Origin of the sequence: Streptomyces sp. NBC_01017, from assembly GCF_045162795.1 — a bacterium.
GTDB lineage: Bacteria > Actinomycetota > Actinomycetes > Streptomycetales > Streptomycetaceae > Streptomyces > Streptomyces machairae.
Genome location: NZ_CP108683.1, coordinates 7,297,730 through 7,311,742 on the forward strand (window position 1 = coordinate 7,297,730; position 14,013 = coordinate 7,311,742).

Consider the following 14,013-nt stretch of genomic DNA (forward strand, 5'->3'; position numbering starts at 1 on the left):
CACGGCTGTTTCCCACGGGGAACGCTGCCCTCAGCGGGGGCGCGGGGGCGGTGTGAGGGTTCGGGGAGCACGAAGGGGGCGGGCTGTGAGGTCACGCCGGTGCCGTTGCCCGAACCTCAGAAGCTCCTCATGTACATGGACGGCACACGCATCGTCTGCCTAGGGTCGCGATCATGCCCGACATATCGCTGACCGTGGTCGTCGTCCTGTGCCTCGCGGCCCTCGCGGCCGGCTGGATCGACGCCGTGGTCGGCGGTGGAGGCCTCCTGCTGCTCCCGGCGCTGCTGCTCGGCCTCCCGGCGAGCACCCCGGCCGCGTACGCGCTCGGCACCAACAAGGCGGTCGCGATCGTCGGCACCTCGGGCGCCGCGGTGACGTACGCCCGCAAGGCACCCGTGGACGTACGGCTCGCCGTACGCATCGGTCTCGCGGCGCTCGTGGGTTCCTCCGGCGGCGCTTTCTTCGCGGCCGGCATGAGCACCGAGGTGCTGAAGCCCGTGATCATGGTGGTGCTGCTCGCCGTGGCCGCCTTCGTGATCCTGCGCCCCGCGTTCGGCACCGCACCGGCGACGGGCCCGGCCTCCCGCCGCCGGGTCCTCGCCGCGATCGGCCTGGCCGGCCTGGGCATCGGCTTCTACGACGGGCTGATCGGCCCCGGCACCGGTACGTTCCTGGTCCTCTCCCTCACCGCCATGCTCCACCTCGACCTCGTCACCGCCTCCGCCACCGCGAAGATCGTCAACTGCTGCACCAACGCCGGTGCGCTCGCCACCTTCGCCTGGCAGGGCACGGTCCTGTGGCAGCTGGCCGCCGTGATGGCCGTGTTCAACCTGGCGGGCGGCATGCTCGGGGCCCGTACGGCACTGAAGAAGGGCAGCGGATTCGTGCGGGTGGTGCTGCTGACGGTGGTGTTCGCGCTGGTGGCGAAGCTGGCCTACGAGCAGTGGTTGGCCTAGCCGAGGGCTACTTCTGCCGCAGGTCGAGCAGTTCGACCATGCCGGTGGTGTCCTCGTCGCCGTGTCCCGCGGCGAGCCACCGCTCCATGAGGGTCGCGTACGGCGTCAGCAGCTCGGCGCTCACGCCCTGCTCCTGGGCAGTGGCCAGCAGGGTGGCGTTGCCCGCGACCTGCATGGCGAGGTTGGACACGACGTCCTTGCCGTAGTCGCCGCTCTCCAGCTGCTCGGCGGCCGTGTGCACGGCGGGCGCCATCGCGCCGAGCCACGACACCAGCATCGGCGCGAAGTCCGTCGGGGCGATGTCCTCCCGGCGGATCAGCGCGAAGGCGTGCAGCACGCCCGCGAACATGCCGTCCATCGCGCTCAGCAGCGCAACGTCGTGCAGCGCGGCGAAGCCGGGGTCCGCGCCGACGTAACGGGTGCCGGCCGGGACGGCGAGGGTCTCGCCGTGCTCCTCGAACAACTCGGGGGAGCCGCTGTAGAAGACGTACGCCCCTGACTCTGCGTGCCCGATCATCGGCGGTACGGCCATGATCCCGGCGTCCAGGAAACGGGCGCCGCGCGCTTCGGCCCACGCGGCGCGGGAGCGGCCCTGGGCGGGGGTGCCGGTGGTGAGGTTCACCAGGTCACGGCCGGACAGGTCGGCGCCCTCGAGGGCTTCGCCGACCGAGGCGTCGTCGAGGAGGCAGACGACGACCAGCCGGTTCGCGGCCACCGCGGCGGCGGCGCTCGCGGCGACGGTCGCGCCCTCGGCGGCCAGCTGTTCGGCCCGGGCGGGCGTGCGGTTCCAGACGGTGAGCGGATGCCCGGCGGCGAGCCAGGTGCGGGCCAGGGCGGTGCCCATGGCACCGGTGCCGAGGAGGGTGAGCGGGGTGGGGGTGGAGGTGGGGGTCGGGGTCGTGCCGGGCGCAGGGGCGTTGTCAGTCATGACGATTAGGCTCCTGGTAGGGGAATCGCCTGCTCAAGTACGCACTTTGGAGTGGGTGGTTACCACGGGGAATGAGTCCAGGCAGGAGGACGGCAGCATGGGGATCGGAAGGCGGCCGGGGGCGTACGTCTGCGGGATCGACGCGGCGATGGACGTGGTCGGCGGCAAGTGGAAGGTGCTCATCCTCTGGGCGCTGAATGTGCGGCCGTACCGCTTCGGGGAGTTGCGGCGCGAGCTGCCCGGCGTGACGGAGAAGGTGCTCGCGGCCCAGCTGCGGGAGCTGGAGGCGGACGGGATCGTGCACCGGGAGGCGTACGACGAGGTGCCGCCACGGGTGGAGTACTCGCTGACGCCCCTCGGGGTCTCGCTCAACGAGGCGCTGGGCCCGCTCGGGGTCTGGGGCCGGGCGAACATCCTGGGCGGCGCCGGGGAGCCGGCCGGAGAGGCGGCCGGAGAATCGGCCGAGGACGCGCACGGGTCGGCGACGCCGGAATCAGCGACTGCCGGTGAGATGCGCGAACACGACGACGTTGCCCTGATACCCGGTCGTCCGTGAGTAACCGCCACCGCAGGTGATCACCCGCAGCTCGGGGCGCGGTGCCGGGCCGTACACCTTCTCGTCGGGGAAGTCCTCGGCGTCGTACACCTCGACGGCGTGCACCGAGAAGAGCGCCGTGCCGCCGTCGCGCCGGTCCACCTCGATCGTGCTGCCCTTCCTCAGGGCGCCGAGGCGGTAGAAGACAGCGGGCCCTTCGGCGTTGTCGACGTGGCCGGCGACGATCGCGGTGCCGGTCTCACCGGGCGTGGTGCCGGCCTCGTACCACCCGGCGAGGTTCTTCCGCTCGGCGGGCGGCACATCGAGGCTGCCCGTCGGCGTCAGACCCAGGCCCATGAGGGGAGCGGAGACGCGGATCGAGGGGATGCGGATGTGGTCGGGAGGGGAGGGGGGAAGTGCGGGGGCGGCGCTCTGCCCGGCCTCGGGGGCCTCGTCGGCGGCGGTCTCGCGGGTCCCGGCATGGGTCCTGCCGTCGGCACCCTTCCTGGCACCCGCGCTCTCCCCGGCCTGCGCGGCCGACGGCTGCGGCGGGGCGTGCGTCTCGGTGCCGTTGCGCAGGAGCCAGGCGCCGGAGCACAGGGCGAGGGCGGTGACCGCGGCTATGGCGGCGTTGCCGACGCTCCTGCGACTGCGACGACTGCGAATGCGCACGTGAGCCTCCCGGGACTCTCGTCTGTGCGCCCTCCGCCCCCTCCGGGCCGCGAGGGGCGTCGGACCCGGAGGGGGAGGGGACGTGCGGTACCGGCGACGGACAGCGGAGGGTGTCCGTCAGATCCCGTCGCCTCTCGCCTGGCGATGCAGGAGCCAGGTACCGCCCGCGGCGGCGACGGCGAGAGCCGTCACGCCGGCCACGGTCTGCACGGGATCGCGGCCGAAAGCGCCGCCGACCCCCGTCTTCACACTTCCTTTCGGATGCACCTGCCCGCGCGCGGCCGTCAGCGTGACGACCAGGTCGCCCGAGACCTTCCGGCCGCCGTCGGCGCAGGTCGCGACGATCTCGTACGTCCCCGGCTGCGCGCTCGGCGGCACGCGGAACTCCCCGGTCGCGTCCTCCTCGTCCGTGCTCGGCGCCAGCGAGAAGGAACCGGCGCCGACCGCGCTGGCGTCGCCCGCCGCCCCGCCGTCCCGGCAGCCGGCCGTGGCCACGTTGACCTGCCCGCCCGGTACGACCGAGGCCGGGGAGACCTTCAGCTCTCCTGCGTCGCCGCCGTACGCGGGTGTGACGACGAGACCGACGGCGCCGACGGCCAGCGCGGTCCCGGTCAGCAGACGGGCGGTACGTCGCATCGAAGCTCCTCCGAGCGCACGGACTCATGACCCGCGGCACCCCCAAGTGCCGCCGCCTCGGCCGAGCCCTGCCCTTCCGAGCAAAGGGCCACCGCGCCGCGCGCGCTTCCCGAGAAGACACCGGAAGTGGGGTGAATGGGTGTCGAGCGGGCCGGGGGAGAGCGCGGGGTGGGCCTGTTTCAGCAGGTCATCGCCGGGTGCGGGGTGGGTCGGAGGAAGAGAATGGGTTGGGTGGGGGGTGGGGGTGTGAACGGGTGACTCGGCGTCGGCCGGTTCAGCCGGACGCGTCCCCCGAAGCCCACTCCGCCAGCACCTCGCTCACCGCACGGCGCCCCACCGCCGCCAGCACCGGGTTCGTGCCGTTCCCGCAGACCTCGCCGTAGTAGTGCTCCGCCGTCAGGCCGAAGCGCAGTGCCCACCCCCGCCCCCGCGCCCACGTCGCCTCGTCGACGTCGGCCGCCGCGCGGAACACCTCCCGGCTACCGGCGTCGAAGACCGTCCACGCCGCCATCGTGTCGGCGGCCGGGTCGCCGACCCCGAAGCAGCCGAAGTCGATGACCGAGGTGAGGCGGCCGGAGGAGGTCAGGAGGTTGCCCGGGAGGAGGTCGCCGTGGAGCCAGACGGGGTCGGCGTCCCACTGGGGCAGACGCAGGACGTCCTCCCAGGCGGCCGTCGCCGCCGTCGCGTCCAGCGCGCCCGCGGCACCCAGGTCACGGATCGCGGCCCGGACGTCGGCATCATCGGCGCCGACCGGACCGCCTCGGTAGGACGGCGGGCCGCCAGCCGCGTCCACGCTCCGCAGCGCAGCCGCGAAGCGCCCCAACTCCTCGGCGGCGCCCCGTAGTTCCGTGAGGGGCGCGTCGTACGCGTTCTCGCCGCCCAGCCATTCGTACACGCCCCACGGAAGCGGGTACCCGTGCCCGGGCGTGCCCTTCGCGAGCGGCTTGGGGATGGTGAGGGGGAGATGCGGAGCCAGGCGCGGCAGCCACCGGTGCTCCCTGTCGACCTGACGCCCCCCGCCGGGAAGCCGGGGCAGCCGTACGACCATGTCGTCGCCCAGCCGGTACATGGCGTTGTCCGTCCCGGCAGAATCGACCCGCACCACCGCCGGCCCACGCCACCGCGGAAACTGCTCCGCGATCAGCCGGGCAACCAGCCCCTCGTCGATGTCCAGCTCATCGGCGTGCATCTTCGCGGGCGAGGACATATGACTCCGTAACGGCGGGGGGAGGAGGGCCGGACGGCAGCGGAGCGTATCCGGCCCCGCTGCCGGACCCGACAACTCAGCCTACGTTCACGGCCTTCCAGGCCGCCCCCACCGCGGAGTACTCCGCACTCCCGGCCCCGTAGAGGTCCTTCGCCGCACTGAGCGTCGCAGACCGCGCCCCCGAGTAGTTCGTCGAGGACGTCATGTAGACCGTCAGCGCCCGGTACCAGATCTTCCCGAGCTTCCCGCGACCGATCCCCGTCACCGAAGAACCGTCACAGGTGGGCGAGTTGTAGCTGACCCCGTTGACCGTCCTCGCCCCGCTGCCCTCAGCCAGCAGATACGCGAAGTGGTTGCCGATGCCCGACGAGTAGTGGACGTCGAGGTCCGCCGTCCCGGTGCTCCAGCAGTCGACCGAGACGCCGTCCTTCGACGGCTTGTCCATATACCGCAGGGCGTTCCGGCCGAGCCCCGACCGGACGACCTTCTCGCCGATCAGATAGTCGCCCGGATCCGAGGAGTTGCCCGCGTGGAACTCCACGAGCGACCCGAAGATGTCCGACGTCGCCTCGTTCAGGCCGCCGGACTCGCCCGAGTACGTCAGCGCGGCCGTCTTCGACGTCACGCCGTGCGTCATCTCGTGGCCGGCCACGTCCAGCGACACCAGCGGCCCGAGCTGCGTGCCGTCACCGTCGCCGTACGTCATGCAGAAGCAGGTGTCGTCCCAGAAGGCGTTGTTGTAGTCGTTCCCGTAGTGCACGCGGTTGAACGAGCCCTTGCCGTCACCCGCGATGCCGTTACGGCCGTGGACGTCCTTGTAGTAGTCCCACGTCACGTCCGTGCCGTACTGCGCGTCCACCGCGGCCGTCGCACGGTCGCTCGCCGCACCGGTGCCCCAGCGGTTGTCGGCGTCCGTGAAGACCGTCGACGGGGCACGGCTGAGGCAGATGGTCAGGATGCACAGGTCGGTCTTGTTCGCCGCGTCGCCGGTGTAGGTGCCTCCGCGTGTGGCGTCCTTCAGCTGGTACGCCGACCCCGACGCCGTCGTCTCCAGCGGCACCGTGCCCGCGTAGAGCGACTTCCCGTCGCCCGCCGCCTGCTCGATGCTGTCCCACGCGTCGATCTTCGCCCCGGTGCGGGCGTCCGTCAGCACCGTGCGGGCGACCGGGTTGCCGGCGGAGTCCTGGGCGACGGCATCGGTCCGCCAGGCCAGCTTCGGGGCGCCGTGCAGGGCGTCGACCACCAACTCGGGCTTGGACGTGAGCCTCTTCAGCGTCTCGCCGACGTTGGCCGCACGCAGCACGGTCGCCGCGAGGTCGGCCGCCTTGGGCGCGGAGACCTTGGGCGTCACGCTCGACAGGGAGAGCGCGTCCTTGGTCGCGCGGGAGGCGCTGCGGTACGTACCGTCCTTCGCCAGGTGGACGACGAAATCGCCGCCGAGGACCGGGAGTTGGCGGTAGGTACGGTCGTAGCGGACGTGCTGGGTGCCGTCCGCGTCCACGATCACGTCCCGCACGGCGGTGTCCGTGGCGGCCGTCAGCCCCAGGCTCCCCGCGCGGTCCTTCAGGGCCGACGCCGCGTTCTTCAGCGCGGTGGCCCTGGTCGGACTGTCGTCCGCACCGGCGTTGGGGGAGAGCGTGGTGGCCAGCAGGGTGGCGGTGGCGGCGGCGATGCCGGCCGTGGCGAGTCGGGAACCACTCAGGTGCGGCCGTATTCGGCTCATCGGTCTCCTTCAAGCGGGCGGGAGCACAGAAGATGACCAAGATTCAAGGGGCCGTGCGCATGCCGTGGACAGGGTGAGTACGTGCAGGTGTGTGAGGGGAGAGGACCGTTTCTGCGAAGGCGGTGATCCTGGTGTGCGCACCGGTGCGGCCGAGACCGGTACCCCGAGCGCATCTCCCTGGCCGGTACGCTGCGCCTCGGCCGGCCGCCGAGGCCCCCGGCCACCCGCCCAGCCCCAGCCCCGCGCCGAGGAGACGGCCCGAAGTGACCCCGCCGCCCCTGCCCTTCTTCGTCTACGGCACCCTCCGCCCCGGCGAGCCCAACCACGACGCCTTCCTGCGCGGCCGCACCCTGGCCGAGGAACCGGCACGACTGGCCGGGGCGGTGCTGTACGACGGCCCGGGCTACCCGTACGCCGTCGAGGCCCTGGGCGGGCGCGGCACGGTGTACGGCGATCTCGTCACGGCCCGACCCGAGGACTACCCCACGCTCCTCGCCGCCCTGGACCACCTGGAGGAGTACGCCCCCAACGACCCGCGCAGCCTCTACGAACGCGTCGCCCGCGAGGTGCTCCGCGACACCGACGGAACGGCCGTACAGGCCTGGGTATATGTCGCGGCGCCCCCGATCGCGGCCCGCCTGCGCACCCGGGGCAGACTCATCGAGACCGGCGACTGGACGACACGGCGGCTTGACTGAGTCGGGTGCCGGCGCGGCTGGGTGAGGGGGCGGCGCGGCTGTGTCGAGTGTCCGCGAGGCTGAGTCAGCTGCCGGCGCGGCTGAGGGAGGCGGCGGGCGCCCGGCTCGCGGAGCGTCGGCGGGGCCGAGTCAAGCGGTCGCCCGGCCCGGCCGAGTGCCCATCCGGTTGGGTCGAGCAGCCGTACTGCGCCAACTGGCCCAGTGTGCCGACGACTTCACCGCGTGCCGGGGCGACACGGTCGCCTGGCTGAGTGGGTGCCGGCGCGGCTGGGTGCCCGGCTCGCGGAGCGTCGGCGCGTCGGCCGGCAGAGTCCGGTCGCGCGTGGCCGCGTCGTCGCCCGAGTGTCCAGCCAACTGAGTGGAGCAGTCTCCGCGCCCCAACAACCCCCGTGCGCCCAAGACTTCACCGATCCCCGCCCGCCTAAGACTTCACCGCCTCCACCCGCACCGCGCACGCCTTGAACTCCGGCATGCGTGATGTCGGGTCGAGTGCCGGGTTGGTCAGGGTGTTGGCGCGGCCCTCGCCCGGCCAGTGGAAGGGCATGAAGACGGTGTCGGGGCGGATGCCGGTCGTGATGCGGGCGGGGGCCACCGCACGGCCCCGGCGTGAGACCACGGCCACCGGGTCGCCCTCGGCCGCGCCGAGCCGTGCCGCGAGGCGGGGGTGCAGTTCCACGAAAGGGCCCGGCGCGGCGGCGTTCAGTTCGGCGACGCGGCGGGTCTGGGCGCCGGACTGGTACTGCGCCACGACCCGGCCGGTCGTGAGGAGGACCGGGTACTCGTCGTCGGGTTCCTCGGCGGCCGCCCGGTGCGACACGGGGACGAACCTCGCCAGTCCGTCCGGTGTGGCGAACCGGTCGAGAAAGAGGCGGGGCGTGCCCGGGTGCACCGCGCCGGCGGTCTCGCCGTCCTGCGCCGGGTCGTCGTCGCCGGCCGTTGCGGCCACGTCCAGCGAGGCGTCCTCGCAGTCCGTGGCGCCCTCGTCGTCGGCGTCGGCCGCCGCCGGACACGGCCAGAACACCCCGTCCTCCTCCGCCAGCCTCCGATACGTGATCCCCGAGTAGTCGGCCGCCCCGCCCGCACTGGCCCGCCGCAGTTCCTCGAACACCTCCTCGGGGTCGGTCGGGAAGCCCTTCTCCAGGGCCGTTCCCTTTCCGCCGCCCAGCCGCGCCGCGAGCTCGTGCATGACCTCCAGGTCGCTGCGAACGCCCTCCGGCGGGCCGATCGCGCGCAGGCGCAGCAGCACCCGGCCCTCCAGGTTGGTCGTCGTGCCCGTCTCCTCCGCCCACTGCGTGACCGGCAGGACGACGTCCGCGAGCGCGGCCGTCTCCGACAGCACCACGTCACACACCGCAAGGAAATCGAGGGACTTGATGCGCTCCTCGACATGCGCGGCACGCGGCGCCGACACCACCGGGTTGGAGCCCATCAGCAGCAGCGACTTGATGTCCGAGCCGAGCGCGTCCAGCAGCTCGTACGCACTGCGCCCCGGCCCGGGCAGGCTGTCCGGGTCCACGCCCCACACCTCGGCGACATGCCGCCGCGCCGCAGGGTCGTCCAGCTTGCGGTAGCCGGGCAGCTGGTCGGCCTTCTGGCCGTGCTCGCGTCCGCCCTGCCCGTTGCCCTGCCCGGTGAGACAGCCGTAGCCGGACAGCGGCCGGCCCGCCCGTCCCGTCGCCAGGCACAGGTTGATCCACGCGCCCACCGTGTCCGTGCCCTTGGACTGCTGCTCGGGCCCGCGCGCGGTGAGCACCATCGCATGCTCCGGTTCGCAGAACATCCGTACGGCTTCCCGGAGTTGAGGAACGGACACCCCCGTGATCCGCTCCACGTACTCCGGCCAGTGCGCCATCGCCGCGGCCCGCGCGTCCTCCCAGCCGGCCGTGCGCTCCTGGACGTACTCCTCGTCGACCCGCCCCTCGGCGACGACCAGGTGCAGCAGGCCGAGGGCCAGCGCGAGGTCGGTGCCGGGGCGGGGCGCCAGGTGCAGGTCGGCCTGCTCGGCGGTCTTCGTGCGGCGCGGGTCGACGACGATGAGCGTGCCGCCGTTCTCGCGCAGCTCGTTGAAGAAGCGGAGCGACGGCGGCATCGTCTCCGCGAGGTTGGAGCCGACGAGGATGACGCAGCCCGTCCGCGGGATGTCCTCCAGCGGGAACGGCAGCCCCCGGTCCAGGCCGAACGCCTTGATCCCGGCCGCGGCCGCCGACGACATGCAGAAGCGGCCGTTGTAGTCGATCTGCGAGGTGCCGAGCACGATCCTCGCGAACTTGCCGAGGCTGTACGCCTTCTCGTTCGTCAGGCCGCCGCCGCCGAAGACCCCGCACGCGTCCGGGCCATGTTCCGTACGCGTGCGGGCCAGGCCCTCGGCGACGCGGTCCAGCGCCTCGTCCCAGGTGGCAGGCACGAGCGTGCCGCCCGACCGCACCAGCGGCGAGGTCAGACGGACGGCCGAGTCCAGCACCGCGGGCGCCGTACGGCCCTTGCCGCACAGTGCCCCCTTGTTCACCGGGAAGTCCGGCCGCTCGACCACCGCGACGCCCCCGCCCTGCAAGGGCGTGAGGTTCATTCCGCACTGCAGGGCGCAGTACGGGCAGTGCGTGGGCGTCACGGAGTTCGGCATGTCGTTCAGCGTGCTTCGGGCGTGTTACGTGCGGCACGGCTCCCTGTTACGCGCCCGGCACGGTGACCTCTTCGCCGGCGTCGGGGCGCGGTGAGGGGAGCCGTTTCGTCGACACGGCCCCCCATGCCGAAGGGCGGGAACAGGGCATCGGCCCCGCTCCCGCCCGGTCAGGGACGGTCCTTGGTCAGAGGCCGCCGCCCTTGGTCAGCACTCGTAGGCGTAGTACGGAGTGTCGCCGGGCTCCAGACCGATCCTCGCGGTCGCGCCCGGACCGATCTGGATGCACGGCGGGTCGAACCCGTCGACCTCGACGGTCGCGTAGATCGTGTACCCGCACTCGTTCCAGATGTCCGCCCAGCCGTAGCCGTAGGCGACGACGTGGGCGCAGCCCGGCTCCCTCGCGTCAGCGGCCTCGGCCGCGGTGGCGGTTCCCGCCGCGGTTGCCCCGGTGAGCAGTGCCACCACGGCGGCCGTGGCGAACAGCGAGCGAAGACGAGTCATCAGGTGTCCTTTCCCCCAGGTCGCGGCAGGCGGCCCGATCCGCCTCCGCACTGCCGTGGACACTATGGGTAGTCGCTCGACTACGGATAGCTTCCGCCGTGCTCTTCACACAGTTGGCTGGCGTGCGCGCGTCAAAACCTGCGCGTAAGAGCATGCGCCGCCCCGCCCGGGCGCCTCACCGCTCCGCCGCCAACGCGTTCGCCACCCCCGCCTCCCGCGGCCCGAGGAACCGGGGATCCGGCTCGAACACGGCGTCCAGGGCCGCTTTTCCGGCCGCGAGGATCTCGCGCGTGCCGCCGTAGTACCAGGTGGCGTCGTGGCGGGCGTCGACCCCGACCCCGTACGACGTCACGCCCGCCTCCTGGCACAGCGCGACCGCCCGCCGGATGTGGAAGCCCTGACTGATGAGCACCGCCTCGTCGACGCCGAAGATCTTCTTCGCGCGGACGCAGGAGTCCCAGGTGTCGAACCCGGCGTAGTCGCTGACGATGCGGGAGTCGGGCACGCCGTGCCTGGTCAGATACGTCCGCATGGCGTCGGGCTCGTCATAGTCCTTGCGGCTGTTGTCGCCGGTGACGAGGACGACCTCGATCCGGCCCTCGCGGTACAGCTCGGCCGCCGCGTCGAGCCGGTGCGCGAGGTACGGGGACGGCTCGCCCTCCCACAGGCCGGCGCCGAAGACGACCGCGACTTCGGTGCGCGGCACGTCGGCCTTGGTGTGCAGCCGGTCGTCGGTCACGACGTACATCCAGGTGGCCGGAAGCAGCCCCAGCACGCACCCGGCCATCACGGCCTGCACCAGCCGCCGCTGCCCGGCGCGGGTGCGCGGCAGACGTGGTCCTCGCAGCTTCGGTCGGCGCATGTGGATGGTCCCTCCCCGGTCGGCGAACCGCCTGTTCTCGACATTCAGGGACGTCCTGTCAGCCCCCGCGGTTCACTCCGGGCGACGTGACCAGCTTCACGCCACCGGGCGAAACCGCAGGTCACCCCACCTCACACACCCCGGACCCGCATCGTGAACCCGGTGTAAAAACCTGTCATTCCCGCGCAACGGGGAGGCAACGTCCTGCCGCCACCATCGGTTCATGACGGCGTCGAACCCGCTTCACGACGAGTCCACGACGGCCCACCTCGACAGTACGGCGCACATCATGAACCGGATCAGCAGCCAGCTCGCCAGCCAGCTCAGCCTCGTCTCGCGCGACGGCAGACGGCGACCCGAGCCGCCCGCGCTCGTCGTCGTGGCCCACGGCAGCCGCGACCCGCGCGCCCTGAGCACCGTAGGCGCGCTCCTCGACAAGGTCCGCGCCCTGCGCCCCGGCCTGCCGGTCCACCTCGGCCACATCGAGCTGAACGAGCCCCTGCTCCCCGACACCCTCGCCGCCCTCGGCACCCGCGAGGCGATCCTCGTCCCCCTCCTCCTCAGCCGCGGCTACCACGTCAAGCGGGACATCCCCGAGATGGCCGCCCAAGCCGACGTCCACGCGCGCGTGGCCCCCGCACTGGGCCCGCACCCCCTGCTGGTCGAGGCCCTGTACGCCCGCCTCGTCGAGGCCGGCTGGCGCAACCGCATGGACGAGCCCACCCGCCGAGCGAGCGCGGTCGTCCTGGCAGCGGCCGGCTCCCGCGACCCCGAGTCGAGCATCGACACGTCCCACACGGCCCACCTCCTGGCCAACCGCCTGGGCGTCCCGGTGATCCCGGCCTACGCGACGACGGCGACCCCGACAGTCCCGGACGCCATCAGTGCCCTGGCGGCCCGGGGGCGCACCAGGGTGGCGGTGGCCTCGTACTTCACAGCCCCCGGCCGCTTCGCGACGGAGTGCGCCCAGGCGGCCCCATGGATCGCCTCGGCCCCCTTGGGCACCCACCCGGCGATGGCCCGCCTCCTCCTCCACCGCTACGACAGCACTGTCACGACACCGCTGACGACAACACCGGAATTGGCGTCGGCTTAGAGCGCCGGGCCGGGCGACGCCCTGTCTTCAAGGGGGGCGGGGCTGATTCGATTTGCGGCTGCGCCGCGTGGGCGCGACAGCCACGAACCACCCGCGCTCGCAAGCCGGCAGAACCCGGCAGACGAGTAGGCGCAACACTGCCCTCCGTTTGTCAGTGCTTGCCCGTACTGTCGGTGCATGTACTACGACGAGTCGGCAGTCGAACGCTGGGCAGCCGAGCCCGACAAACGACCGGGCCGCACGGCCTTCCAACGCGACCGCGCCCGAGTACTCCACTCCGCGGCCCTGAGGAGACTCGCCGGCAAGACCCAGGTAGTCACCCCGGGGACCCACAGCCAGGCCTGGGACCCCAGCCCCCGCACCCGCCTGACCCACTCCCTGGAGTGCGCCCAGGTCGGCCGAGAGCTCGGCGCAGCCCTCGGCTGCGACCCCGACCTCGTGGAAGCAGCCTGCCTCTCCCACGACCTCGGCCACCCCCCTTTCGGTCACAACGGCGAAGTGGCACTGAACGAATTCGCCGAGGACTGCGGCGGCTTCGAGGGCAACGCCCAGTCCCTGCGGCTCCTCACCCGCATCGAACCCAAGCGGTTCACCCCGGAGGGCTCCGTCGGCCTCAACCTCACCCGCGCCACCCTCGACGCCGCCACCAAGTACCCCTGGCCGCGCGGCGCCCACCCGACCGACCCGAAGTCCCCGAAGTTCGGTGCCTACGAGGACGACCGCCCGGTCTTCGACTGGGTCCGCAAGGACGCCCCCGGCGCCCGCACCACCTTCGAGGCCCAGGTCATGGACTGGTCCGACGACGTGGCGTACTCGGTGCACGACGTCGAGGACGGCCTGCACGCCGGCCACCTCGACCCCAACTGCCTGCACGCCGAGCCGGAGCGGCAGGAGATCTTCGAGGTCGCCATCGGGCGGTACGTCCCCGAGGACACCGACCCGGCCGAGCTGGCCGCCGCCCTCGACCGGCTCCAGGAGGAACCGTGGTGGCCGCACGGCTACGACGGTTCGGCCGTCGCCCAGGCCCGCCTGAAGGACGCCACCAGTCAGCTCATCGGCCGGTTCTGCCTGGCCGCCGAGAGCGCCACGCGCACCGCGTACGGCGCCGGCCGGCTCTCCCGCTACGCCGCCGAACTCGTCGTACCGCACGAGACGCGCCTGGAGTGCGCGGTCCTCAAGGCCGTCGCCGACCGGTACGTCATGCAGCGCGTCGAGCAGGAGCGGCTCCGTGCCGACCAGCGCATCGTGGTCGCCGAGCTGGCCGAGGCACTCACCGCCCGTGCGCCCGACGGGCTGGACCCGCAGTTCCGGGCCCTGTTCGACGAGGCCGAGGACGACCGTGCCCGCAAGCGGGTGATCGTCGACCAGATCGCCTCCCTGACGGACGCGTCGGCCCGCACCCTGCACACACGGCTCACACAGCGGGCCTGACGGGACCCGGGACACCGGGGCGGTGCGCTCACCCGACCGGTACGGGTGAGACACCTGTGGCGAACGGGCACTCGAAAGTGACCCTGCGTGGCCTGATCGGGTCACCCCCTCTTCCCGCATCACGCTGCGTGCGGGACGCTCATGTGGC

The 14,013-nt window shown here is 72.6% G+C and carries 13 protein-coding genes; 5 read left to right on the forward strand and 8 right to left on the reverse strand.

Annotation, left to right across the window (positions count from 1 at the left end; translation table 11 throughout):
* The first annotated feature begins 173 nt into the window (after nucleotides 1-173).
* Nucleotides 174-956 carry a sulfite exporter TauE/SafE family protein gene (locus OG331_RS33570; protein ID WP_406203123.1) on the forward strand — a complete coding sequence of 261 codons (783 nt, stop codon included), beginning with the start codon at nucleotides 174-176 and terminating at the stop codon, nucleotides 954-956.
* 7 nt (nucleotides 957-963) lie between these two features.
* On the opposite strand, the gene OG331_RS33575 is transcribed toward OG331_RS33570, so the two are convergent.
* Nucleotides 964-1,884, reverse strand: a complete 921-nt coding sequence (locus OG331_RS33575; protein ID WP_406203125.1) for an NAD(P)-dependent oxidoreductase — start codon at nucleotides 1,882-1,884, stop codon at nucleotides 964-966.
* 97 nt (nucleotides 1,885-1,981) lie between these two features.
* On the opposite strand from OG331_RS33575, the gene OG331_RS33580 reads away from it, so the two are divergent.
* On the forward strand, nucleotides 1,982-2,440 hold the full coding sequence (locus tag OG331_RS33580; RefSeq protein ID WP_406203127.1) for a winged helix-turn-helix transcriptional regulator: 459 nt from the start codon (nucleotides 1,982-1,984) through the stop codon (nucleotides 2,438-2,440).
* On the opposite strand, the gene OG331_RS33585 is transcribed toward OG331_RS33580, so the two are convergent.
* From OG331_RS33585 to OG331_RS33600, 4 genes are all read right to left on the reverse strand, one after another.
* Nucleotides 2,378-3,091, reverse strand: a complete 714-nt coding sequence (locus OG331_RS33585) for a class F sortase (protein ID WP_406203129.1) — start codon at nucleotides 3,089-3,091, stop codon at nucleotides 2,378-2,380. The genes OG331_RS33580 and OG331_RS33585 overlap by 63 nt on opposite strands.
* 117 nt (nucleotides 3,092-3,208) lie before the next feature.
* Nucleotides 3,209-3,727 carry a hypothetical protein gene (locus tag OG331_RS33590; RefSeq protein ID WP_406203131.1) on the reverse strand — a complete coding sequence of 173 codons (519 nt, stop codon included), beginning with the start codon at nucleotides 3,725-3,727 and terminating at the stop codon, nucleotides 3,209-3,211.
* Between the two features lie 274 nt (nucleotides 3,728-4,001).
* Complete coding sequence (locus OG331_RS33595; RefSeq protein ID WP_406203133.1) at nucleotides 4,002-4,934, reverse strand: aminoglycoside phosphotransferase family protein; 933 nt, start codon at nucleotides 4,932-4,934, stop codon at nucleotides 4,002-4,004.
* 76 nt (nucleotides 4,935-5,010) lie between these two features.
* A complete protein-coding gene (locus OG331_RS33600; RefSeq protein WP_406203135.1) occupies nucleotides 5,011-6,657 on the reverse strand; it encodes a M4 family metallopeptidase in 1,647 nt (548 codons plus the stop codon).
* 263 nt (nucleotides 6,658-6,920) lie between these two features.
* Here OG331_RS33600 and OG331_RS33605 point away from each other — a divergent pair, with 263 nt between their 5' ends.
* Complete coding sequence (locus tag OG331_RS33605) at nucleotides 6,921-7,355, forward strand: gamma-glutamylcyclotransferase family protein (RefSeq protein ID WP_406203137.1); 435 nt, start codon at nucleotides 6,921-6,923, stop codon at nucleotides 7,353-7,355.
* A 421-nt stretch (nucleotides 7,356-7,776) separates the two neighbouring features.
* On the opposite strand, the gene OG331_RS33610 is transcribed toward OG331_RS33605, so the two are convergent.
* The 3 genes from OG331_RS33610 to OG331_RS33620 form a co-directional block, all read right to left on the reverse strand.
* On the reverse strand, nucleotides 7,777-9,975 hold the full coding sequence (locus tag OG331_RS33610; RefSeq protein ID WP_406203139.1) for a molybdopterin oxidoreductase family protein: 2,199 nt from the start codon (nucleotides 9,973-9,975) through the stop codon (nucleotides 7,777-7,779).
* Between the two features lie 204 nt (nucleotides 9,976-10,179).
* Nucleotides 10,180-10,476: a hypothetical protein gene (locus OG331_RS33615; RefSeq protein WP_406203141.1), complete on the reverse strand. Its 297-nt coding sequence runs from the start codon at nucleotides 10,474-10,476 to the stop codon at nucleotides 10,180-10,182.
* 175 nt (nucleotides 10,477-10,651) lie between these two features.
* Nucleotides 10,652-11,338 (reverse strand): vancomycin high temperature exclusion protein, encoded by a 687-nt coding sequence (locus tag OG331_RS33620; protein ID WP_406203143.1) that lies wholly within the window; start codon nucleotides 11,336-11,338, stop codon nucleotides 10,652-10,654.
* Nucleotides 11,339-11,561: 223 nt separating this feature from the next.
* Between OG331_RS33620 and OG331_RS33625 the strand changes: the two genes are divergently transcribed.
* Nucleotides 11,562-12,434: a sirohydrochlorin chelatase gene (locus tag OG331_RS33625; RefSeq protein ID WP_406203145.1), complete on the forward strand. Its 873-nt coding sequence runs from the start codon at nucleotides 11,562-11,564 to the stop codon at nucleotides 12,432-12,434.
* A gap of 177 nt (nucleotides 12,435-12,611) precedes the next feature.
* The gene (locus OG331_RS33630; protein ID WP_406203147.1) at nucleotides 12,612-13,865 is read left to right on the forward strand and encodes a deoxyguanosinetriphosphate triphosphohydrolase; all 1,254 of its coding nucleotides are present in this window, start codon (nucleotides 12,612-12,614) and stop codon (nucleotides 13,863-13,865) included.
* Nucleotides 13,866-14,013: the final 148 nt, after the last annotated feature.

Excerpts from the sequence above, each read along its gene's own strand:
- OG331_RS33580 (WP_406203127.1), top strand. The coding sequence starts at position 1,982 with ATGGGGATCGGAAGGCGGCCGGGGGCGTACGTCTGCGGGATCGACGCG.
- OG331_RS33575 (WP_406203125.1), bottom strand. The coding sequence starts at position 1,884 with ATGACTGACAACGCCCCTGCGCCCGGCACGACCCCGACCCCCACCTCC.
- OG331_RS33615 (WP_406203141.1), bottom strand. The coding sequence starts at position 10,476 with ATGACTCGTCTTCGCTCGCTGTTCGCCACGGCCGCCGTGGTGGCACTG.
- OG331_RS33620 (WP_406203143.1), bottom strand. The coding sequence starts at position 11,338 with ATGCGCCGACCGAAGCTGCGAGGACCACGTCTGCCGCGCACCCGCGCC.
- OG331_RS33590 (WP_406203131.1), bottom strand. The coding sequence starts at position 3,727 with ATGCGACGTACCGCCCGTCTGCTGACCGGGACCGCGCTGGCCGTCGGC.
- OG331_RS33600 (WP_406203135.1), bottom strand. The coding sequence starts at position 6,657 with ATGAGCCGAATACGGCCGCACCTGAGTGGTTCCCGACTCGCCACGGCC.
- OG331_RS33595 (WP_406203133.1), bottom strand. The coding sequence starts at position 4,934 with ATGTCCTCGCCCGCGAAGATGCACGCCGATGAGCTGGACATCGACGAG.
- OG331_RS33625 (WP_406203145.1), top strand. The coding sequence starts at position 11,562 with ATGACGGCGTCGAACCCGCTTCACGACGAGTCCACGACGGCCCACCTC.
- OG331_RS33570 (WP_406203123.1), top strand. The coding sequence starts at position 174 with ATGCCCGACATATCGCTGACCGTGGTCGTCGTCCTGTGCCTCGCGGCC.
- OG331_RS33610 (WP_406203139.1), bottom strand. The coding sequence starts at position 9,975 with ATGCCGAACTCCGTGACGCCCACGCACTGCCCGTACTGCGCCCTGCAG.
- OG331_RS33630 (WP_406203147.1), top strand. The coding sequence starts at position 12,612 with ATGTACTACGACGAGTCGGCAGTCGAACGCTGGGCAGCCGAGCCCGAC.